The following is a 21,228-nucleotide window of genomic DNA, read 5'->3' on the forward strand; positions in this document are numbered from 1 at the left end:
CCTGAAAAGTCCCGGCCGCAAAGGGCTGCGCCCGCCTCTTCCGAACCAGGGCACAGCAGGTTTTGTTCCTGCGATCAGCCAATTAGAACGGGAAGTAGTGGTGTATCGCCGCTACTGCCACAGCCCATGTCAGCAGGTTGAGTGGCAGGCCCACCTTCACGAAATCCATGTAGCGGTAACCACCCATCTGGTAGACGAGGACGTTGGTCTGGTAGCCGAAGGGCGTGGCGAAAGCCGCGCTTGCCGCCATCATGATCGTCACGAGAAACGGGCGGGGACTGACGCCAAGGCTTTCGGCGAGTGCCACTGCCACCGGCGTCAGCAGGACCGCAACGGTCGCATTCGACAGAAGTTCGGTAAGCAGCAGCGTCGCGCCATACAGCAGGATCAACGCCGTCAGCGGTCCGACCCCGTTGACCGAGCCGATCATCCACTGCGTGACTTCGGCGGCAAGGCCGGTCTGTTCCATGGCAATGCCGATGACCACCATCCCTGCGATCAGCAGCAGAATCTCCGGCCGCAATCCGGCATAGGCCTGATCGGGTGAAATCACGCGCAGCACTATGAGCAGGACCGCGCCGGCAAAGGCCGCTGCGGCAATCGGCACAAGGTTGATCGCCGCCACGGCAATCACGCCGATGAACACCGCCACGGAAATGAGCGCCATCCTCGGCTGGAACTCGTGGACCTCAGCGTAGACCTTGGTGTCTTCGAGCGAGTCTCCCGTGAGATCCACATGGCTGACGGAATGGCGCTCGAAATCGGCCCGGGACGATGTCCCTTCAGGCTCCCCGACGGGTGCCGGCGCGCCTTTGACGAGCTTGCCGGTAAACAGCACGAGATAAAGGCCTCCCACTGCCGCCATGGCCAGCCCGACCGGGGTGATCTCGAATATGCCGAACGGCGCTTGTCCGGACGACCGTGCCATGTCGTCGACCAGCAGGTTGGTGGATGTGCCGATCAGCGTGCAACTGCCCCCCAACACCGCGACATATGACAGGGGCATCAGGAAGCGTCGCGGATCGAGCCCGATGGATTTCGCCACATCCCTGATGACAGGCGCCGCAACCACCACGATCGGCGTGTTGTTGAGGAAGGCCGACCCGAAGCCGGACATGCCGATAAGCCCCCACAAACCCGCCGCGCCGGTCCTGCGGCAAAGCACGACGGCTTTCTCGATGGCCTTGTCGAGCAGCCCCGAAAGCTCCATCGCATAGGCAATCACGAACAGCGATGCGAGCGTGAGAATGGCGGGGCTGGCAAAAGCTCCCTGGACTTCGCTGGGGCGCACGGCGCCTGTCACCAGCAGGATGGCAGCGCCGCTCAGGGCAATGACATCGGCCCGCATTCGATCGGCAATCAGCGCGACGACAACGCTGACAAGGACCACAAGGGTCAGAATTTGCTCGATCGTCATGATTATCGAGCTCTTACAGACACATGACCTTTCCGACAATCGGTGCTAGGTCTTGGCGATGATAAGGGCATGTCGCAGTACGGAATGGTCGGCCAGTCGATCAGCCAACTGGTCGTTGGGCCGAATGTTGGTGCTGACAGCCTTGTTCGCCACCACCCTCTTCGCCCTCGCCGGTTGCCAGCAATCCGATCCGGAACCGCAGGCATCCTCTGCCCCAAAGGTCGCCATCGAGGCTTTGCCGACCACGACGCCCAAGGCGCTCTCGGCATTGGGCCGTGCCGATATCCTGGCCGCGGTTGCCGCGGCAGCAGACGAGGTCGCCGCTGGCAACCCCCTGCCGCAATCGAACCTCGAACTCGCGAACAGAAGCTTCGAACTGACCATGCCGATCGCCTGCGCGGACGGCGTGACCGGCGCCTGGGGTTCCTGGCGCCTGGATCCTTCATCGCGTGTCCTGCGGGTTAGCTTCAGTCGGCAAAACTGGGCCGCCGAGCCGCTATTTGCGGACCTTGCAAACGGCCAGCCGTTCGAGGCGGCCGAGGGCTTCTGGGTCGAACGCCCCTGGACACGCTCGGAACAGTGCCCGCGGCCGGTTGTCAGTGCGGCCGCGCCGGGAATTCCTGAGAAGGCGCCGCCAAAGATCGCTGAAGCTGCGCCACGGGACCAAGCCGCGCCGGACAACAGGCTCGCGCTCGTGCAGTATTTCTCGTCCGACGCGCCGCGTACGCTGCTTCGGGGCAAACGGCCTTATGCCTATACGGCGAAGGTGCCAAAGGATGCCGAGCCAACGGTGCGTGCATTCCGGGTCAGGATCGAAGGACGGATCACCGCCTTTGGCGATGGGCAGCCGGTGCATTGCGTGAATCAGCAGACAAGCAAACCGCCAGTTTGCGCGGTGGCGGTCGAATTCGGCAAGATAACCCTCGAAGATGCCGCGACCGACGAGACATTGGCAGACTGGGACAGCTAGGCCCTCGCATCAGGCGGGGTGTATCACCAGGCAATCGGGCGTTGCATCATCATCGCGGGTCGCCCGGCGCTCACGATTGGGGAATATCAAGGCCTCGGCATTGCCGGCATGGGGCATCGAGACATTCGGGCCGGTCATGCGGTTGATCGGCCCTTTGAGCGACGCATGGTAGCACCAGTCGGCCTTACCCCGGCAATGTACGAAGCGGCGATCCCATCACATCGGACGGCACGAGCGTATACGGGCAATGACCTCGACGGACATGCCCTTTCTCCTCAATGCTTCAAACGCTCGTGATTAACATAGGGACTGCACATCCACTGCGTCGAAATCGGAACCGCCCTTGTCATCGTCGCTGGCCTTGTGCCGATAGCAGTTGACGAAAGTCACGCTCAATTTCCGTCGACCGACGTTTCGCCAAAAAATCGAGGCGTTGGGCAGTTCAGTGGAAACCTTCAGGCTAATGGCTGGCGGAGAGGGTGGGATTCGAATTTAACTCCTCAGCCTAAGTTATGTAGGCTTTGGAGATCTGCCAATCTGCACTTGTGCCCCCACGACTGCCCCCAGAATAAGCGGACGCGTCTGAACGGCTTCGCTCACGCGCGGCTCAATTGCGGAGCGGCGTAGCCCGACCCGCGTGACAACTTCCGGCAGACGTAAAAGCCGAACTGGCGGCAGTGTGTCGGCTGGCTGTGTGTGGGCGGGCTCGCGGGTGTTCGTTTCATTTTGAATTGAATGCGGCATTGCTGATCTCAACCGATTGGGTCCGGTCCCCTCCGAACTCTGGGATCTAACGGGACAGCGACGTCGCAACTTCGCGGTCCACAAAATCATCGACGTGATTAGTAAGAATTCGTGGAACATACTGTGCGGTGCCGTTGGCCCATCGAGGCCACGGATCCTCAATCCGGCGCCCCATGGTGCGCAGCAGATGGACGGCCTGCAGGCTTGTGAGGCAGTCGCAGACGTAGACCGCGATTCCCGTGCAGAGGACTTCGTTCGATATGGGCAGCCAAGGTCAATTGCGTCACATCGAGCCAGATGGGTGGCGACGCAGGGAACTGGCGGTTCAGTGGCTCTACTCAGCGATTTTCTTCTGAGCCCCTCCGACGATAACCACCCAGCCCCGAGATCCCGCGTCATTCCCGCTGTGCCAGGCAACATCTGAACCCTCAAGCTGCAGATTTCGCCACGCTTCGAGTCTGCCATGGACCATCAAGCTGGCGGGGATAAACGAAGCCGAAGTTTGGTTTGATCCATCCGTATGCTATCGCTACCTTCTCCTGCTTTAGGAACCAGATCGTGCACGACGTGGCATCCAATAGCTTTGGGTCATAAAGATGGAAGATATGAATGGCGTCGACAATTAAAGATGTTGCAAAACTTGCTGGCGTATCATTCAAGACCGTCTCCCGTTACATTAACGGGGAAACAAATATCCGGGAGGTCTCCCGGAGGCGGATTGCCGCGGCGATCCGCGAGCTCAATTACCAACCCACGCTCGCTGCGCGTCAACTAAAGAGCCAAAAAAGTTACGTGATCAGCCTCGTCGTCGCGCAAAGCGTCTTCAGCTATAATGCGAGGATGATGTTGGCGATTGCTGCTGAATGTCGCCGGGTTGGCTATCATCTGATGACAGAGGTACTTTCTGGCGGATTTCTGGAGGGCCAGAGCGAGGGTGGGATTGATTTTTCCCTTCGCCCTGATTGCGTCATCCTTATTCCTCCGTTTCCTGACGACACCCGGCTCCTCTCTCAACTTGAGGAGCAGCAAATTCCAGTCGTTCGAATTGCTGCAGTTCGGGAAGGGTATGGCAGTTGTATCAGAGTGGACGATGAACTTGTCTCTCTGGAGCTCATGAGGCACTTCTTCGAGCTTGGCCATAAGCGCATTGGCATGATTGCGCCTCCCCTTCCGGAACGTGCGTCCGAGTCCCGGGTCAGAGGCTATCGCCGAGCGCTGGAAGAAGCAGGGCTGGAGTTTGATCCTGCGCTGTTCATTCGGGGAGAGTTTTCTTTCGCCAGCGGAGTGAACGCGGCAACCGAGTTATTTGCTCTTGCCAACCGGCCAACGGCACTATTCGCAGCAAGCGACGAGATGGCTCTGGGCGCGATGGCCCGCGCCCACCAACTGGGCTATCGGGTACCGGAAGATGTCGCGATCGCCGGCTTCGACGATGGGCTTGAAAGTCGCTTGTCCTTCCCTCCTCTCACCACGGTCAGGCAGCCTATCCACCAGATCGCCACTGCAGCAGTTGTCGCGGCAACTGGGCGGGGAGGCCCGGCACCTGACGCCAAGCCGGAGCTCATCGTGAGAGGCTCTACGACGGGGGATCGGATAATCTGCCTGCAGACAGACGTAGTCTAGCTGTTCACGGAAACTCTCGATGAGAATTGAGTTTCTTGACAACTTCAGCGTGCCGAGAGCGATTGATATGGTAGCGTGTCAACGGAATTAGCGCGGCCAACGAGAAAGCTCCTGCCACAGGACCGAAAAGCACGCCTATCGCCTTGGTTTCGGTGAGGCTTATTCCATCCGCAGGCGAAAAATCAAACAAATCCAGCGCCCAGCCCGTCATAAGAATGGCTAATCCGTTGGCAACCTTGTTTGCAAACGCGGTGACTGAAAAGAAAGTCCCCTGAAGACGTGTTCCATGAGCCAGTTCATGCTCGTCTGCAGCGTCTCCCATCATGGAATTCAAGGTACTGCCCGCGACCCCCAGGGACAATCCGGCAAACAGGCTGGCGACGATCAGGACGCAGGTGGTTGCCTCTGGTCCAAACCCCGAGACAAACAAAAGCTTTACGACCACAGGTCCCGCTTGAGCGAATACGAAGCTAAACAAGCCGCAACATGCAATCAGCTTCTTCTCAAATCTCGGAGCAAGGGCGATGGCCAAAGGAGCAGCAGCGAGCAGTCCAACGAAGTAAGCAATCAATACCAGTTGTACGTGCCAGGGCGTCAAGTCCCAGAACTCCAGCTTTGCGTGCAAGTTCAGGAGATTGCTTATGCTGAAGCCAGTAAAGAACAAACCAGAACCAGTTAGCAAAAGAACGAACGTGGGGTTCTGGAAAGCCTCTCGCAGTACCCTGGCAAGTGGCTTTGCCGTAGTAGCTGCAACGCGCTGGGCTGATCTGCCGCGCAACGACCACGCCGCACTGCAGCCGCTCAACCCGCCCAGTGCGATAGTAAAAGCCAACAAGAGTGCGAAACGTTCGAAAGCTTCGGGCGCAGCACGCTCCGGCTCTATCATATGCCAACTTAGGCCTGCTATGACCACGACAAGGCCACCGATGATATTGAAGAACCAGCGGAACGCGGACAGCTGCGAACGTTCGGCATACTTGAGAGGCAAATCTGCGCCGAGAGCCAGATGAGAAACCTGATACATTGCCAGAGATGTTCGTGCTGTAAGTGCTGCTAATGCCAGCATCGGCACGAGCAGGGACGGCTCGGAAGCAGGTAGGGTGAAGGCTTCATGGATCGACCATGTCGCGAGCGGCAGGGCCACCATCATGATTGGCAATCGACGACCTAACGTGTGGAGCGGCGTGCAAAATTGACCCCCATAGCGGGGTGATCGGCGTCTAAAATTGACCCCTTCATTCCTGGGTGTGAGGCACCGCCGTTTGGGATTTCCAAGCGGTGGGGGATGGGGATGTTGATTGTGGAGACGACGGCGAAGATCCGACGAGAAGCGAGGCAGGGTAAACCGATCAAGGCGATCGCGCGGGATATGCATTTGTCGCGCAATACGGTGCGCAAGGCGATCCGGGCACCCGAGGCGCAGTTCAGTTATGAGCGGCGAGAGCAGCCACGTCCGCAGACCGGCCCGTTCCGGGAGCGCCTGGATGAGTTACTGGAACAGAACGAGGAACGGCCCCGCCGTGATCGGCTACGGTTGACCCGGCTTCACGATCTGCTGGAGCGGGAGGGCTTCACCGGTTCCTATGATGCGGTCCGGCGGTATGCGGCGCGCTGGAAGCGGGAACGCCGGGTGGATGCCGGGGACATGAGTAAGGTGTTCATCCCGCTGCTGTTCCGCCCCGGCGAGGCCTACCAGTTCGACTGGAGCCACGAGGACGTCGAGATTGCAGGCAAGCCGATGCGGGTGAAGGTGGCCCATATGCGGCTGTGCTGGTCGCGCGCACCGTTCGTACGGGCCTATCCGCGCGAGACGCAGGAGATGGTGTTCGATGCCCATGTGCGCGGCTTTGCCTTCTTCGGCGGTGTGCCCACCCGGGGCATCTACGACAACATGAAGACCGCGGTGACGACCGTGTTCACCGGCAAGGAGCGCATGTTCAACCGACGGTTCCTGATCATGACCGACCACTACGGCGTGGAGCCTGTGGCCTGCAGTCCGGCGGCGGGGTGGGAGAAGGGCCAGGTCGAGAACCAGGTCCAGACTGGCAGGGAGCGACTGTTCAAGCCTCGCCTGCGCTTTGCCACTATCGAGGAGTTGAACGCCTGGCTGGAGGCCGAGTGCCGGCGCTGGGCCGAGCGCTATGCCCACCCGGACCTGGAAGACACGACCATCGCTGCGGCCCTGGAGAGGGAGCGCGCCATGTTGCAGCCACTGCCCGTGCCGTTCGACGGGTTCTTCGAGAGCGAACATGTTGCCACCGCGACCTGCCTCGTCAGCTTCGATCGCAACCGCTACTCGGTCATGGCCAGTGCCGCTCGGCAGGTGGTGCAGGTACGCGCCTATGCCGACCGGATCGTGATCCGCCATGCCGGCAAGGTGGTCGCTGAGCATGCCCGCATGTTCGGACGCAACCAGACCGTGCTGGATCCCTGGCATTATCTGCCAGTGCTCGCGCGCAAGCCCGGCGCCTGGCGCAACGGCGCGCCGTTCCATGACTGGGAGCTGCCGCCTGCACTGGCACAGCTGCGTCGCAAGCTAGGCAGGAGCGACGATGCCGACCGGCGCTTTGTGCGGGTACTGGCTGCCGTGATCGACGATGGCCTTGCCGCGGTTGAGGGCGCGATACGCGAAGCCTTGGCGGCAGGCGCGGTCAACGACGAAGTGGTCCTCAATATCCTGTCGCGCCGACGCGAACCGCAGGTAGCGCAGCCCATCGACGTCGTGGTGGACCTCAAGCTCAAGCATCCGCCCATTGCCGACTGCGCGCGCTACGACACGGTGCGAGGCCTTGATGCAGCGGCATGAGATGATCAGCGCCCTGAAGGGGCTGGGCTTGAAGGGCATGGTCGCAGCCTTCGACGATGCGGTCACCCATGGCATCCGCCGCGACCGCTCCGTGATGGAGATGTTGGGCGACCTCCTGCATGCTGAAGTTGCACACCGCGAAGCAGCGTCGATCCGTTACCGCATGACCGCAGCCCGCCTGCCTGCGATCAAGGATCTGGATGGCTTCGTGTTCGACGATACACCGATCAATGAAGGGCTGGTTCGTTCTCTACACGCCGGATCGTTCCTGCCTGAACAGCGTAATATCGTGCTGGTCGGCGGCACCGGCACCGGCAAGACGCACCTGGCCCTTGCCATCGCTGCCGCCGTGGTCCGTGCCGGGGCACGAGGGCGGTTCTTTAACACCGTCGATCTGGTCAATCGGCTCGAGGAAGAGGCCCGTCAGGCCAAGGCAGGCAGCCTTGCAGCGCAACTAGCCCGGCTCGACCTCGTCGTGCTTGATGAGCTGGGATATCTGCCGTTCGCCCGATCAGGCGGCCAGATGCTGTTCCACCTGATCAGCAAGCTCTACGAAAAGACCTCGGTGATCATCACCACCAACCTGGCGTTCGGCGAATGGCCGAGCGTGTTCCACGATGCCAAAATGACGACGGCGCTGCTCGATCGCATTACCCACCATTGCGATATTATCGAGACGGGCAACGACAGCTGGCGGTTCAAACACCGCAGCTGAACCCCTTCCCCCGGACCCCCATCCCCGGCGGTTAACCCGGTGGGTCCACAGGTACCTCCCACGGACGCCGCCGCCAGCGCTCCTGACGGCGCGCGTCGTCGTCCGCGGGGCCCTCCTATGGACTACCGGGATAACCGCCAAAACAACAATCAGCTGGGGTCAATTTTGGACGCCGATAGGGGGTCAAATTTGCGCGCCGGTTGACACGCCGCCTTGCATCGATGTAGGCGTGCAGCTCAACCAGGACGCTGTTGGATAGCGGCAATATCCTGGTCTTGTAGAACTTCGTTTCCCGGATCGTGATCGTGCCCGCTTGCAGGTCCACGTCACCAAGATCGAGCCATGCCAGTTCGCTTCGCCGTAGCCCGGCGCAATAGGCCAGCATTATCATGGTGTAGAGGGTCAACGGCCGCAGCGGAGCGTCCGGCGACGGATAAGTCCGGGCGGTATCGAGCATACGCCGAACGTCAGCGGGGCTGAAGATATGCGGACGCCTATGGTCACGCCTGATTTCCGTCTCAGGCCGGATGTTGAACGGCTTCGGTGGGATGGTCGGATCAAGGCGGAACCGCGCTTTGGTCAGGATGCGCGCTAGCTTCTGGCATTCCGCCGCGTGGTTGCGGGTCGGCTTGGCAGCCGCCCAACTCGTAAGCATTGCCTCAAGTGGTTTCTTTGCTAGCTCCGGATGGACCTGAAGGAACCGATCGAACCGCAGCAGCCAGTGAGCTTGTGCTTCATATTGATATCCCCTGCTGCGCATCAGCATGACATGGTCGCGCATGAAGTCCCCCAGTACGCTGCCGAAGGGCACCGGCCGTCGTAACGCGGCCAAGGCCTCGTCGGGATTGGGCGAAGCCAGCGCCCTCCAGATCGGCTTGTTTTGTTTGACGTTGTACTGACTGCGCAACAACGCGATGGGGTTGTTGGCGATCCGCCCGATTTCCACGAGGTGGTCGAGGAAGCGATCCACGATGCAGACCTGGTTAAGCAGCGTCCGCAAGCGCCAACGCTTTTCCATGTCTCTCAGCCAGGCGGTGAGCATCTGCCGGTCAACCGCCGGATGACACCGGGCTGCATCCTCGAAGCTGCGAAGGAACCAGCGATACGTTGGCCTGCTTCCCGACCGGAACTGCGATTTTTCCAGGAAGATATTGACGAGGGTGCGATCGGGATCGTGCCAAGCGCTCATGACAGCACCTCCGTTCCCGGTACATCGAGCGCCACGGCTCGGAGATCATCTGTCGCCAGCTTGAGGTAGGTATTGGTGGATTCGGTGGATCGATGCCCAAGCAGGTCGCCGATCAGTTTTTGCGGCACAGACGCCCGCAGCATTTCGACCGCACGCGCGTGGCGGAAGACATGCGGCCCCCGCTTTCCTGACGGCTTGACGCCTGCGGCCGCCAACCGGCTGCGGACCATACCGTACAGGTTTGTCATTGCGATGTAGGGCGCGAGGGTTCGGATGAAGATTTCCCGGACCTCGACCTGCGGGCGCCCAAGTCGGAGATAGCCAAGGAGGGCTTCACCGACAGGCACCAATAGCGGCAGGTAGGAGTACGCATTGGTCTTGGTATGGCGGATGCGCAGGAATTCCCCGTGCCAGTTCACGTCTTCGAGGCGAAGCCGGCAAATCTCACCTTCGCGCAACCCATATGTGGCAAGTAACTGAAGTATCGCATAATCGCGTAGTCCCCGCGGCGATTTGTCCATCCTCGTTGTCGCCAGCACTGCGACGATTTGCTCGTTGTCCAGCGTCGAGGGCACATCTTCGTAGGCATAGAGCATGGGGCCGATGATGTGCGGCGTGAGATCGGCCGGAACGCGCCCCGTTCGATGCAGATAGCGCACCACCGAGCGGAGACGCTCAGCGACATCGGCTAATGATTTTCGCCGTAAGCCCGGCGCGCGCATGTCCATGTAGAGATCGACATCCACGACGCTCAATGTCTGGAGACTGCCAGCACCGCCGCGGTCGAACTGCCATCGCAGGAAGTTTCGGGCCTCCCACATAAGCGCCGCAATGGTCGCATTTGCTAAGCCGCGCTCCTCGCGCAGCCATGCCTCGTACTCGCAGCAGATCGCCTGTCGGACTGCGGCATCCGGACCGATCAGCTCCGCCTCAGGGGGCCATTTGCCTTGGGCAAGGCGAAGGAGCTTGGCGATCGCAGTGCGCGGCAACATATGCCAGCGCACGCTGGGCAGCCGACCATACTCGGCCGCAAAGTCCCGCGCTGCATAGGCAAAATATTGAGCAACCTGCGCCGGCGTCACAGTGGCGACTTGGATATCGCACTCGGCCAGATAATCGAGAAACGCGCGTGCGTAGAGGCGATGGTTCGCTACGACCACCGGGTTGTAATTCTGCGTCGTGAGCAAATTCGAAAGTTCGGCGATCAGTTCGTCGTGTAATTTCAGCATGATTGACTCCTCAGCTGGTCCAGAGACCGCCGAGGTTCGCAATCAAAATAATGCGCAGCAACTTCGTGCCGCACCCCTGGAATCCCGCGCCTACGCCGCGTTCCTTCGCATTACCGCTTCCTCGCGATAAACGATCTTATGGCGAGCTGCGCATAAGATCGCCCAGGCTTCAGCATAGGCATCGTAAACCGCGATCTGATCCTCGCTCAAGCGATGCTCGAGGATCTCGTATTCGACGCCTGCGAAGGACAATGCGCGCGCGGTGTAGAGGCCGAGCGACTTAAGGTCCCGGGCGACCAGCTCCATCGCTGCGATACCGCCGTCACGAATGTCGGCGACAAAAGCCTCGCGATTGGCGAAGGCAGTCTCCGGCCCCCAAAGACCGAGGCGCGTGGCATAGGCCAGATTGTTGACGTCGGACGCGCCGGTTGCCGAAGCATATAGCACGCGTGCCCGCGGCAGGAGGTTCTGCAGGCGAACGCCCGCGATACCCTGCTCCGATCCCTTGACCTTGCCCAGCGATCCTTCCCCGCCAGCGGCATTGGCCATGGCGTGCGCCTCGTCGAACACGATCAGGCCGTCGAAATTCTCACCAGCCCAAGTCAGGATCTGGTCGAGGCGGGTTGCATCGTTTCGGCCCGAACGCAGGGTCGGGTAGGTCACGAAGAGAATGCCCTCGCGCATGGCGATGGACGTGCCGAGCTTCCAGGATGCCAGAGGCTGGATGTCGATCGGCAGGCCGCCAAGCGCAGCCCAGTCGCGCCGGGCATCTTCGAGCAGCGCCTCGTTCTTCGAAATCCAGATATGGCGGCGTTCCCCGCGCACCCATCGATCAAGAATGACGCTTGCAACCTGTCGGCCCTTGCCGGCGCCCGTTCCATCCCCGAGGAAATAGCCTTGGCGGTACGTTTGGCCTTCCGCAGATGCCTTGAGCGAACAGCCCTTGTCCTCGGGCTCGAACCGGCCGGGAAGATCGCGCGCATGGGCGCTTGCCGCGTAGATCAGAGTCTCTGCCTGGGCAGCCGACAGCAGCCCTTTGGCAACCAGACCGTTGGGCAGCTGCGGCACAGCTTCGGGCATCGGTGCGGCGATCGACCCCATGGCAACAGACTCGACGAGCGGCGTCGGATGCTCGGCCGCGTCATCGATCACGATCCTGCTCGGGCGATAAGGCAGATAGTGGCCGACCTGAGGGGCAAGCGGCGCAGGGGTTTCGAGCGACCGGTATGTGAGCGAGCCGATGGTGGAGGCTGCAGGAGTGACCCTGCCTGGAGATGGCATCGGCCTGCGCGGTGCGGCGACCAGACGAAACGGCGCACGAGCCGGAAGGCTCGATTGCTCGGTAACGGCATCCAAGCTGGCGCGATCCGGCAAAGCATCGACAAGATCCACCAGCTGGCGGAAGTCGTTTGTGCGGATAGCGACAGGTTCATTGGAGCCTTCCACCTTGTCGAAGACTAACAGCTGCGTGGTGATACCGGTGCCCTGCCTGACGAACGCGCGTTCGACGGCGGCATTGAGCCGCAGCGAGATCGGTCCCTTCAGCCCCGCCAGGAACTTCGCGCAGTCGAACCATTCAGGCATGATCGCGACAAGCCGCCCGCCGGACGCCAGACGGTTCCAGGCCGACCGCAGATGGCGCGAGCCAGTGCGACTATCGTGCCCCCGCTCGATGCCGTGCGAATAGGGAGGATTCATCAAGACGACGCTCGGGATGATGGCTTGATCGAGCAGTTCGTCGATCAGCTCGGCGTCATGGCCGGTCACTCGCGCTGCCGGGAACACAGCATTCAGGCAGTCGCGGCGGAGCGGCGAGATTTCGTTGAGGGCAAGGCGCGAGCCGGCCTTGGCGGCCCAGACCGCGAGCATGCCCGTTCCGGCAGAGGGTTCCAGTACGAGCTCGTCAGTGGCCAGCGCGCAGGCTCGCGCAGCAAGCCAGGCAAGGCGCGGCGGCGTTGCAAACTGCTGCCATTCGATCTGCTCGTCGCTGCGATTGGTCTGGGTCGGCAGTCGGGCATCGAGGGAGCAGAAGAATTGTTCCGCCTCGTCGATCGACGCCGAGAGCAGGATCTGATCCGCTGCTCGCAGGTATTGAACCTGTGCCAGCTCAAGCGCTGCATGAGCGTCACGAACTGACCAACGCCCGAGAGCATCGTTGCCCCCGAAGTGCTCAGTCATGATACGCGTGACGTCGCTGCGTGAAAGCGCGCGGCCTGCCGCCAGCTCGGAAGCCATGGTCAGGGCCGCCATCACAACGACGGGCGGTGATGGGTCATCGAATGCAAAGGCGAGGGAAGAGTTGGACATGGGAACCTCCTGACGAGGTCCTGCGGCGGGCAGGCCTCAATCAGCCAAAGGCTCCCTCCCCTCTGCCCGATGGATCGGGTTGTCGGGCGAGCCGCGACTTCAAGTCATCGTTCCAGTCAAAACCGGGTGAGGCTGGCGCGCGTGAGTGGATAACGCGATCAGGCGCAGCGTAGGCCTTCAACGCTCGCTCCTCAGCGAGAGCGCCTCCGGCGTCATTGTCGATGAACAGGAAGAGTTCGCGCACGCTCTCCGGGATCGAAACGACACCGAACCGCTCGTTCCCAAGTGTTGCCCAGCAAGGGACCCCGAACAACTGCATGGCAGAGAGGGCGCTCTCGATCCCTTCGGCGAGGCCCAGACGCCCCTGCACCGGCGGCGCAAGTCTGACGGCACCACAACCAAGGCTGCCAAGCGCACGCTTGGGGCGCTCGAAACCGGCCAGCCTGCCGCTCGCCACATCAAGAAATGTCCTGTGTACTGCGATAATGCCAATGTCAGTCGTGACTGCCGCCAACATCGCAGGGATAAATTGAACTGCCCCGCGTGGTCCGAGCGGCGTACGTTCCAGGTAACGGAACTGGTCAGATGCGCGCTGGAGACCGCGCTGAGAGAGATATCGTTCGACGGGACTGTCGGAGATCGCCGAAGCCGATTGCCACAAGCGTCGCGCATTGGGACTGAAGTCACCCTGATTTTGCCGATCGGCGGTCCCGGTGCCAGAATCGTCAAAGAGCTCGCGGCTGCGAACTCCTTTGCGATCCAATGCTGCAATGACGTCCTCATTCGAACATCCGGCGAAGCAATGGAACAGGATGGCCTTTCGCCCCAAGGTCACGCTGAGCGACGGTGTGCGGTCGTCGTGGGCGGGACAGCAGCACATGCCCTTGCCCTGGCGCCATGTTCCGTCGAGGCGTTCGACGATCGTGCGGGCACGGCGTTCGAGTTGAAGACTTTTCTCTAGCTGGGGCATCGACCTACTCCGGTTGAGGTGCCCTCCCCGTGCAGCCTCCGCTCTGCACCAGCGCCAAAGCATTTTCCTACATCACTTGTTCTTTATATGTTCTCACTCGATTCGGCTATAGAAGGATCGAGAAATGACAATGAAAGCCCTTTTGATCTTTGGCATTGCCATCGCATCAGCCATGCCTGCCAATGCCCAGGAACTGCCAATGCCAGATTTACCGGAGCAATATGCCGGTCCTTCAGGCGGCATTCGGATTGCCGAAGCATCGAACGGATTTCAGTTGGTCGAGCATGGGTTCTGGCAATCCGCGCAAGCCGCCCCAGCACCAAGTTCGAGCGTTGCAGAAAATGGACGGGTCAACCTGCCGTACAGATACGAGCCCAAGGCCAAAACTGCCCCATCCGGGTTTCGGCGGGCGAGCTACCTGCCCCACGTCTATGCGGCGGAAGCGAAGTATTCATTGCCCACCGGCCTGCTCGACGCGCTCGTCTGGACGGAATCCCGCTATAACCCCCTTGCTGTCAGTCCGGCAGGCGCTGCGGGCCTTGGCCAGCTCATGCCTGCAACGGCAAAGGAACTCGGGGTCTTCAATCGATTTGACCCCATGGCCAATATCTTCGGCGCGGCGCGGTATCTGAGGCAGATGCTCGACAGGTTCGGCGTGGTTCACCTCGCTGTCGCAGCCTACAATGCCGGTCCAGGCGCAGTCGAACGCGCGGGCGGTATACCGCGAAATGGTGAAACCCCCGGCTATGTCCGCGACGTCCTTCGCCATTGGCGCTTTTAGCGGTCGCTCCGAATTGTAGAGCGACAGTCGATGTGGGAGCTTGCCCTCTCCCCTGCTGTCGCGCGACAGCTTAGGTAAGCTGTTCCGACCCTCAGGCCTGCGGAGCTGCCTTGTCCGAGGCCGTTGTCACCCCCAGACAATAACGCCCCCAGGCATCCATCAACTTCACGCGCGCGCCCGGCTGGTCTGGGGTCCCGAGATAGGTTGTGCGGCGATAGGCGGCCTGCACCGCGTCGGGCGTCTTGTGCGCTAGGGCCGCTTCTACCACGGCATCGGGGATGCCTTCATTTGCTGCCCAATCCGTGAACGAGGAGCGGAAGCCGTGGACGTGGTACGGTTCGCTCATGTCGCGCAGCACCTTTAGCAGCGTCATGTCAGACATGGGCTTCCCAGCCACCCCGGGGAACACGACGTCGCTTTCCGACATCCGCAGGGCATCAGCTTTCCCCAGCACCGCCAGAGCTTCGTCAGATAGCGGCACGATGTGTGCCTTGCTGCGCTTCATATGCTCGGCGGGGATCGTCCACAGACGGCTCTCCAGGTCAAACTCGGACCATGTCGCCAGCCGGACCTCCTGACTGCGCACTCCAGTCAGGATGAGCAGTTCCAGCGCAAGCCGCCCGAAGGATGGTTTGCGCCGCAAGGCAGTGAGGAAACCGGGAAGTGCGACATAGGGCATGGCTTTGCGATTCTCACGCGCCTTCACTTGCCGTGGCAGACCACGACCCGCCTTCAGGCTGCCATTGCCCGATGGGGCCTCGCGGGAGCGCCAGCCCTTCGCATGGGAATAATCCAGCACGGCGCAAATCCGGTTACGCACTTGGCGGGCGGTATCTGGGATTTCCTGCCAGATCGGCGTCAGCACGGCGATGATATCGGCACTGCTGATGCTGCCTGTCGGCATGTCCCCCAGTTTCTTGAAGGCGTAGTTTTCAAGACTGGCGAGCCACTGGCGCGCATAGACTGCGCTTTTCCAGCCCGCCTCATTTTCGCTGTGGTACTGCGTCGCGGCAGCTCGGAACGTTACCTTGGCGGCGGCATCGTCTTTTTTCTCGGCGAGAACATCGCGGTGGTCGACCTTGACCGCCTTACGCAAGACCGTGGCTTTTTGCCGCGCTTCTGCAAGTGTCATCTGCTTTGCGCTACCCAAGCCGATATCCTGCCGCTTGCCGTCTCGCTGGAGCCGTAGGACCCAGTAGGCTCCACCGCGCTTATCCACCCTCAAAACTAATCCATCGCCATCCTGGTAGGTTCCAGGATTCGCCATCGCTGCCTTGACCGCTACCGCCGTGAGCTTGCCCATTTCTTACTCCCACACTTTCAAGCCCACCTTGGGAGGGGTCGAAGTGTGGGAGTAAGCCATTCTACTCCCACACCCCTCCCACACTAGCCTCCGGCTGCATGCAAACAGCAGCGGACAAATGCGGGCTGTGAAGTGCAGAATACCCTAGGTTTTCCGGGATTTCCACGGTCATTCGTGGATGCTTGCGGATAAGGGGGTGGTGGACAGGGCTAGATTCGAACTAGCGTACGCTTGCGCGGGCAGATTTACAGTCTGCTGCCTTTAACCACTCGGCCACCTGTCCACACCAGTGCTGCCGGTGCCGGTTCCTCCCGAAGGAAGAGCCGATTTTCGAAGTCTCCGAAGAGACCGTCCGGCCGAGTGGCGGCCCCTTTGGCGAAGCTGGACTTGCCTGTCAATGGGCAGGCTGGCATGCGCAACACGAAATTTTTCAACAAGCTTGCAGAGAAGGTCTCCTGATGCCCCGCAATGACGATCAACCGAAGGGCCGTGCGCTGCGCGGCCGCGCCGGCCGCAACAAGGGCGGACGCGGTTCGGGCAGGGGCAGCGCGGGCTCGATCCGCCTGTGGGGCCGCCACGCGATCGAGGCTGCGCTGACCAATCCCAACCGCGACGCCAAGAAGCTTTGGGGCACGCGCGAGGCAATCCAGGCCATGCTCGACGATCACGATGCCGAACTGCCCGCCTCGTTGCCGGTGGAATACGCTCAGGCCGCCGACCTTGCGCGCCTTGTTGCCAAGGATGCACCCCACCAGGGCCTCGTGCTCGATTGTGCCCCACTCGACGATGTCGCTCTCGACGATGTTCTCGACGAATCCGATGGCCGCACGATTGTCGTGCTCGATTCGGTAACTGATCCGCACAACGTCGGCGCGATTCTCCGCTCCTGCGCTGCGTTCAATGTCGCCGCGCTCGTCACGCAGGACCGCCATGCCCCGCCCGAATCGGGCACGCTCGCCAAATCTGCCTCAGGCGCGCTGGAAATCGTGCCGTGGGTCCGAGTGGTGAACCTGTCGCGCGCGCTCGAGCGGATGAGCGAGGAAGGCTACTGGCGCATCGGGCTCGACGGTGATGGCAAGGCAGTATTCCCCTCCGCCATCCCCGCAGGTCCGGTTGCACTGGTCCTCGGTGCCGAGGGCGAAGGGCTGCGCCACAATGTTGCCCAGCACTGCGATTCGATCGCGCGCCTGCCGATTGCGTCCGCGATTGAAAGCCTTAACGTATCGAACGCGGCGGCGATCGCGCTCTACGCGGTGGCCACGCGCGAGGGGTAAGCGCGACAGGAGGGGCAGATGCAGCGTTCTTGGGCTTTGGCGGCGGCAACGCTCGCCACACTCCTGCTGGCAGGCTGCCTGCTCCTCCCCGGCAAGTTCACTTCCGCCATCGACCTGCGCAGGGACGGCAGCTTCAGCTTCACCTACAAGGGTGAAATTCATGTCCTCGCCCTGTCGAAGCTCGCTGCCGAAGAGCGCAACCGCAAGAACGAGACCGCCCCTTTCGAACCTTCGAGCTGTTTCGACGATGAGAAGGGCGAGGAACGGGCCTGCACGGACGGCGAGATCGCGGAGCAGAAGAAAGCCTGGGAAGAGGATGTCGCCGCCAGCAAGGCTGCCGCGGCTGAGAAGCAGAAATCCGACGAGCAGATGGCCAAGGCCATGCTCGGTGGCATCGATCCTTCAGACCCGCGCGCAGCGCAGGAATTCGCCGAACGCCTGCGCCGCCAGAAGGGCTGGAAGTCGGTCATCGACAAGGGCGACGGCAAGTTCGAGGTCGAATATGCGATCACCGGCAAGCTGACCCACGATTTCAGCTTCCCGATGATCGAAAAGCTGCCGATGGTCATGCCCTTCGTCACCATCATCCGTCGCGCCGATGGCAGCGTGCGCATCGATGCCCCGGCGTTTGCCTCCGGTGCGGCAAGCTCTCCGATCATGGGCATGGCTGCCATGGCTGCCGATGAAAAGAGCGGAAAGGCCGGCGGCGATGGCATGCCTGTGCTCGACGGCGTGCTGATGCTCAGCACAGACGGCGAAATTCTCGCCAACAATACCGACGAAGGGCCCTTCGCCTCCCCTTCCGGCAAGACGCTGCAGTGGAAGGTAAACGAGCGCACCAAGGAAGCGCCCACCGCGCTCATCCGCATCGCACCATGAAAAAAGCCGCGCCGGTCTGCCTGACCGACGCGGCTCCAAAACTCACCAGGCAGTAGGCCCGGTCAGGCTGCGATCAGTTGACCGCATCCTTGAGGCCCTTGCCGGCCTTGAACTTGGGTTGCGCCGAGGCCTTGATCGACATCGGCTCTCCGGTGCGCGGGTTGCGACCGGTCGACGCCTTGCGCTTGGCTACCGAGAAGGTGCCAAAACCGACCAAGCGCACTTCGTCGCCCTTGGCCAGCGCACCGGAGATCGATTCGAAGACGGCCTCAACGGCCTTGGTCGCATCGCCCTTCGACAGGCCGCTGACATCGGCGACGGCGCCGATCAGATCGTTCTTGTTCATTGCGGAACCCCCTAAGTCTTTTGTCTTGGGTTGAATGGAATTGAGTCGCCTTTCGGGTGCACGGAAACAAGCCGAGAAACAATCACCTGTCAAAGCCTAATCGGCTCAGTCCAGCCCGGAATCACCTTATTTTTAGGCACTTTTCAGAACACGAAAGGGGTGCGCGCAACAAATGTGCGCGCACCCCTTCCGAACTTGCAGTTGAGAACCGTCAGTGGGCAGTCGGCGCAGCGCCTGCCGCTCCGGCCGGTGCAGTTGGCTGAGAGGCGAGATCGTCCGCTTCAGTCCACTCGATCGCCTGCGGCACAGATGCCAGCGCACGTGCCAGCACCTCGTCGACATGGCTCACAGGAACGATTTCCAGACCTTCCTTGATGTTGGCCGGGATCTCGGCAAGATCCTTGCGGTTCTCCTCGGGGATCAGCACCGTCTTGATCCCGCCACGCAGTGCCGCGAGGAGCTTTTCCTTCAAGCCACCAATGGCCAGCACGCGGCCACGCAGCGTCACTTCGCCCGTCATCGCCACGTCCGCCCGCACCGGAATGCCGGTCAGCGTCGAGACCATGGCGGTCACCATGCCGATGCCAGCGCTCGGGCCATCCTTGGGCACGGCACCCTCGGGCAAGTGGATGTGCAGGTCCTTGCGGTTGAAGATCGAAGGCCGGATGCCGTAGGCCGGACTGCGCGCCTTGACGAAGCTGAACGCCATCTGGACGCTCTCGCTCATCACCTCGCCCAATTTGCCCGTAGTCTTGACCGCGCCCTTGCCGGGCACCGTCACGCTCTCGATCGTCAGCAGTTCGCCACCAACCTCGGTCCAGGCAAGGCCGGTAACCGCGCCGACCTGGTTCTCCTCGTCAGAGACGCCGTGGCGGAACTTCCGAACACCGGCAAAGTCGGAAAGGTTCTCGGGCGTGATCGTCACGCTCTTGGCCTTGCCTTCCAGGATCTGGCGCAGCGACTTCCTCGCCAGACGCGCTACCTCGCGCTCCAGCGTGCGCACGCCGGCCTCGCGGGTGTAATAGCGGATCAGATCGCGCAGTGCTTCGGTCTCGAGCGTGAACTCGCCCTTCTTGAGACCATGCGCCTCCACCTGCTTGCGCACCAGATGGCGCTCGGCGATCTCGACCTTCTCGTCCTCGGTGTAACCCTCGAGACGGATGATCTCCATGCGGTCGAGCAGCGGCTGCGGCAGGTTCAGGCTGTTCGCCGTGCAGACGAACATCACGTCCGAAAGATCGAAGTCGAGCTCAAGGTAATGGTCCTGGAACTTCGCATTCTGTTCGGGATCCAGCACTTCCAGCAGCGCTGAAGCCGGATCGCCGCGGAAGTCCTGGCCGAGCTTGTCGATCTCGTCGAGGAGGAACAGCGGGTTCGCGGTGCCTGCCTTCTTGAGGTTGGTCACGATCTTGCCCGGCAGCGAGCCGATGTAGGTCCGGCGGTGACCGCGGATCTCGGCCTCGTCGCGCACGCCGCCAAGCGACTGGCGCACGAACTGGCGGCCGGTCGCCTTGGCGATCGACTTGCCGAGCGAGGTCTTGCCGACGCCCGGAGGGCCGACGAGGCACAGGATCGGCCCCTTCAGCTTGTTCGTGCGCGCCTGCACCGCAAGGTATTCGACGATGCGGTCCTTGACCTTGTCCAGCGCGTAGTGATCGGCGTCCAGGATCGCCTGCGCCGCGGGAATGTCCTTCTTGAGCTTGCTGCGCTTGCCCCATGGCAGACCCAGCAACACGTCGAGGTAATTGCGGATGACAGTCGCCTCGGCGCTCATCGGCTGCATGGTCTTGAGCTTCTTCAGCTCAGCCGTCGCCTTGGCCTTGGCTTCCTTGGAAAGCTTGAGAGTGTCGATCTTCTCCTGAAGCTCGGCGATCTCGTTGGCTTCCTCGCCATCGCCGCCACCCAGCTCCGACTGGATCGCCTTCAACTGCTCGTTCAGGTAGTATTCGCGCTGCGTCTTTTCCATCTGGCGCTTCACGCGGCCACGGATCTTGCGCTCCACCTGCAGCACGCCCAGTTCGCCCTCCATGAAGGAAAGCACCATCTCGAGCCGCTTCATCGGATCGGATTCGGAAAGCACCGCCTGCTTGTCAGCCACCTTGGCAGCAAGGTTCGCGGCAACCGAATCCGCCAGCTTGCCAGCATCCTCGATATCGCCAAGCTGGCCGCCGGCGTCCTGCGGCAGCTTCTTCGAAAGCTTCGCATACTCGGCGAACTGATCGACGACCGACCGCATCATCGCAGAAATCTCGGTGCTCTCGGCCACCACGGCTTCCTGCGGCTCGACCTGCGCAACGAGCATCGCGCCATGCGTCGTCGTTTCCTCGCGCAGGCCCTCAAGCACCGCGCGGTCCCGTCCTTCGACGAGCACGCGGACCGTGCCATCCGGCAACTTCAGCAGTTGCAGGACGCTGGCAATCACGCCGGTATCATAAAGATCGTCGCGATCCGGATCGTCGCAGCCCGGATCGAGCTGGGCGAGCAGGAAGATATCCTTGTTGCCGGCCATGGCCGCTTCCAGCGCCGCTACCGATTTCTCGCGCCCGACAAAGAGGGGCACGACCATGCCGGGAAACACGACGATGTCGCGAAGGGGAAGCAGGGGATAGAGATTCATGGGCACTTCGTTTCCGTCCTGCCGGGCACGCCGCCCGGCGCTTTCCCGGGATATGGGG

At 61.6% G+C, this 21,228-nt stretch carries 16 protein-coding genes and 1 tRNA gene; 7 read left to right on the forward strand and 10 right to left on the reverse strand.

All coding sequences use genetic code 11. The features are described 5' to 3' along the window. Positions 1-82: 82 nt before the first annotated feature. Positions 83-1,417: an SLC13 family permease gene (locus AC3WLM_RS03605; RefSeq protein WP_062345551.1), complete on the reverse strand. Its 1,335-nt coding sequence runs from the start codon at positions 1,415-1,417 to the stop codon at positions 83-85. A 124-nt stretch (positions 1,418-1,541) separates the two neighbouring features. On the opposite strand from AC3WLM_RS03605, the gene AC3WLM_RS03610 reads away from it, so the two are divergent. Both AC3WLM_RS03610 and AC3WLM_RS03615 read left to right on the forward strand, forming a co-directional pair. Then, the gene (locus AC3WLM_RS03610; protein ID WP_062345549.1) at positions 1,542-2,387 is read left to right on the forward strand and encodes a hypothetical protein; all 846 of its coding nucleotides are present in this window, start codon (positions 1,542-1,544) and stop codon (positions 2,385-2,387) included. 1,353 nt (positions 2,388-3,740) lie between these two features. Next, on the forward strand, positions 3,741-4,754 hold the full coding sequence (locus tag AC3WLM_RS03615; protein ID WP_492476629.1) for a LacI family DNA-binding transcriptional regulator: 1,014 nt from the start codon (positions 3,741-3,743) through the stop codon (positions 4,752-4,754). 4 nt (positions 4,755-4,758) lie between these two features. Here the strand turns inward: AC3WLM_RS03615 and AC3WLM_RS03620 are convergent, their stop codons facing one another. After that, positions 4,759-6,129 (reverse strand): MFS transporter, encoded by a 1,371-nt coding sequence (locus tag AC3WLM_RS03620; RefSeq protein WP_492476630.1) that lies wholly within the window; start codon positions 6,127-6,129, stop codon positions 4,759-4,761. Here AC3WLM_RS03620 and istA point away from each other — a divergent pair. Together istA and istB are read left to right on the forward strand one after the other, a co-directional pair. Further along, complete coding sequence (gene istA / locus AC3WLM_RS03625) at positions 6,046-7,560, forward strand: IS21 family transposase (protein ID WP_492478074.1); 1,515 nt, start codon at positions 6,046-6,048, stop codon at positions 7,558-7,560. The genes AC3WLM_RS03620 and istA overlap by 84 nt on opposite strands. Next, complete coding sequence (istB, locus tag AC3WLM_RS03630) at positions 7,547-8,275, forward strand: IS21-like element helper ATPase IstB (protein WP_492478075.1); 729 nt, start codon at positions 7,547-7,549, stop codon at positions 8,273-8,275. Before istA ends, istB begins: the two co-directional genes overlap by 14 nt. Positions 8,276-8,390: 115 nt before the next feature. On the opposite strand, the gene AC3WLM_RS03635 is transcribed toward istB, so the two are convergent. From AC3WLM_RS03635 to AC3WLM_RS03650, 4 genes are all read right to left on the reverse strand, one after another. After that, positions 8,391-9,464, reverse strand: coding sequence for a tyrosine-type recombinase/integrase (locus tag AC3WLM_RS03635; protein ID WP_492476631.1), 1,074 nt, complete (start codon positions 9,462-9,464; stop codon positions 8,391-8,393). After that, positions 9,461-10,693, reverse strand: coding sequence for a site-specific integrase (locus AC3WLM_RS03640; RefSeq protein WP_066212555.1), 1,233 nt, complete (start codon positions 10,691-10,693; stop codon positions 9,461-9,463). Before AC3WLM_RS03640 ends, AC3WLM_RS03635 begins: the two co-directional genes overlap by 4 nt. A gap of 90 nt (positions 10,694-10,783) precedes the next feature. After that, positions 10,784-13,000, reverse strand: coding sequence for a strawberry notch-like NTP hydrolase domain-containing protein (locus tag AC3WLM_RS03645; protein WP_492476632.1), 2,217 nt, complete (start codon positions 12,998-13,000; stop codon positions 10,784-10,786). Between the two features lie 40 nt (positions 13,001-13,040). Then, positions 13,041-14,033, reverse strand: coding sequence for a DUF7146 domain-containing protein (locus AC3WLM_RS03650; RefSeq protein ID WP_492476633.1), 993 nt, complete (start codon positions 14,031-14,033; stop codon positions 13,041-13,043). A 61-nt stretch (positions 14,034-14,094) separates the two neighbouring features. Between AC3WLM_RS03650 and AC3WLM_RS03655 the strand changes: the two genes are divergently transcribed. Further along, positions 14,095-14,751 carry a lytic transglycosylase domain-containing protein gene (locus tag AC3WLM_RS03655; RefSeq protein ID WP_492476634.1) on the forward strand — a complete coding sequence of 219 codons (657 nt, stop codon included), beginning with the start codon at positions 14,095-14,097 and terminating at the stop codon, positions 14,749-14,751. A 91-nt stretch (positions 14,752-14,842) separates the two neighbouring features. Here the strand turns inward: AC3WLM_RS03655 and AC3WLM_RS03660 are convergent, their stop codons facing one another. Next, positions 14,843-16,054 (reverse strand): tyrosine-type recombinase/integrase, encoded by a 1,212-nt coding sequence (locus tag AC3WLM_RS03660; protein ID WP_066763282.1) that lies wholly within the window; start codon positions 16,052-16,054, stop codon positions 14,843-14,845. Between the two features lie 197 nt (positions 16,055-16,251). Further along, positions 16,252-16,337 (reverse strand) — tRNA-Tyr (locus tag AC3WLM_RS03665). Positions 16,338-16,512: 175 nt separating this feature from the next. Here AC3WLM_RS03665 and rlmB point away from each other — a divergent pair. Both rlmB and AC3WLM_RS03675 read left to right on the forward strand, forming a co-directional pair. Beyond that, on the forward strand, positions 16,513-17,328 hold the full coding sequence (gene rlmB / locus AC3WLM_RS03670; RefSeq protein WP_492476635.1) for a 23S rRNA (guanosine(2251)-2'-O)-methyltransferase RlmB: 816 nt from the start codon (positions 16,513-16,515) through the stop codon (positions 17,326-17,328). An 18-nt stretch (positions 17,329-17,346) separates the two neighbouring features. Further along, on the forward strand, positions 17,347-18,207 hold the full coding sequence (locus tag AC3WLM_RS03675) for a hypothetical protein (protein ID WP_492476636.1): 861 nt from the start codon (positions 17,347-17,349) through the stop codon (positions 18,205-18,207). 73 nt (positions 18,208-18,280) lie between these two features. On the opposite strand, the gene AC3WLM_RS03680 is transcribed toward AC3WLM_RS03675, so the two are convergent. Both AC3WLM_RS03680 and lon read right to left on the reverse strand, forming a co-directional pair. Further along, positions 18,281-18,553 (reverse strand): HU family DNA-binding protein, encoded by a 273-nt coding sequence (locus AC3WLM_RS03680; RefSeq protein ID WP_039337436.1) that lies wholly within the window; start codon positions 18,551-18,553, stop codon positions 18,281-18,283. A gap of 211 nt (positions 18,554-18,764) precedes the next feature. Continuing rightward, on the reverse strand, positions 18,765-21,170 hold the full coding sequence (lon, locus tag AC3WLM_RS03685) for an endopeptidase La (RefSeq protein ID WP_492476637.1): 2,406 nt from the start codon (positions 21,168-21,170) through the stop codon (positions 18,765-18,767). Positions 21,171-21,228: the final 58 nt, after the last annotated feature.

It is taken from the genome of Novosphingobium sp. FW305-C-30-35 (assembly GCF_058783135.1).

Coding starts and splice junctions, on each gene's coding strand:
- AC3WLM_RS03605 (WP_062345551.1), bottom strand. CDS start 1,417: ATGACGATCGAGCAAATTCTGACCCTTGTGGTCCTTGTCAGCGTTGTC.
- AC3WLM_RS03610 (WP_062345549.1), top strand. CDS start 1,542: ATGTTGGTGCTGACAGCCTTGTTCGCCACCACCCTCTTCGCCCTCGCC.
- AC3WLM_RS03615 (WP_492476629.1), top strand. CDS start 3,741: ATGGCGTCGACAATTAAAGATGTTGCAAAACTTGCTGGCGTATCATTC.
- istA (WP_492478074.1), top strand. CDS start 6,046: ATGTTGATTGTGGAGACGACGGCGAAGATCCGACGAGAAGCGAGGCAG.
- AC3WLM_RS03620 (WP_492476630.1), bottom strand. CDS start 6,129: ATGCATATCCCGCGCGATCGCCTTGATCGGTTTACCCTGCCTCGCTTC.
- istB (WP_492478075.1), top strand. CDS start 7,547: ATGCAGCGGCATGAGATGATCAGCGCCCTGAAGGGGCTGGGCTTGAAG.
- AC3WLM_RS03635 (WP_492476631.1), bottom strand. CDS start 9,464: ATGAGCGCTTGGCACGATCCCGATCGCACCCTCGTCAATATCTTCCTG.
- AC3WLM_RS03640 (WP_066212555.1), bottom strand. CDS start 10,693: ATGCTGAAATTACACGACGAACTGATCGCCGAACTTTCGAATTTGCTC.
- AC3WLM_RS03645 (WP_492476632.1), bottom strand. CDS start 13,000: ATGTCCAACTCTTCCCTCGCCTTTGCATTCGATGACCCATCACCGCCC.
- AC3WLM_RS03650 (WP_492476633.1), bottom strand. CDS start 14,033: ATGCTTTGGCGCTGGTGCAGAGCGGAGGCTGCACGGGGAGGGCACCTC.
- AC3WLM_RS03655 (WP_492476634.1), top strand. CDS start 14,095: ATGACAATGAAAGCCCTTTTGATCTTTGGCATTGCCATCGCATCAGCC.
- AC3WLM_RS03660 (WP_066763282.1), bottom strand. CDS start 16,054: ATGGGCAAGCTCACGGCGGTAGCGGTCAAGGCAGCGATGGCGAATCCT.
- rlmB (WP_492476635.1), top strand. CDS start 16,513: ATGCCCCGCAATGACGATCAACCGAAGGGCCGTGCGCTGCGCGGCCGC.
- AC3WLM_RS03675 (WP_492476636.1), top strand. CDS start 17,347: ATGCAGCGTTCTTGGGCTTTGGCGGCGGCAACGCTCGCCACACTCCTG.
- AC3WLM_RS03680 (WP_039337436.1), bottom strand. CDS start 18,553: ATGAACAAGAACGATCTGATCGGCGCCGTCGCCGATGTCAGCGGCCTG.
- lon (WP_492476637.1), bottom strand. CDS start 21,170: ATGAATCTCTATCCCCTGCTTCCCCTTCGCGACATCGTCGTGTTTCCC.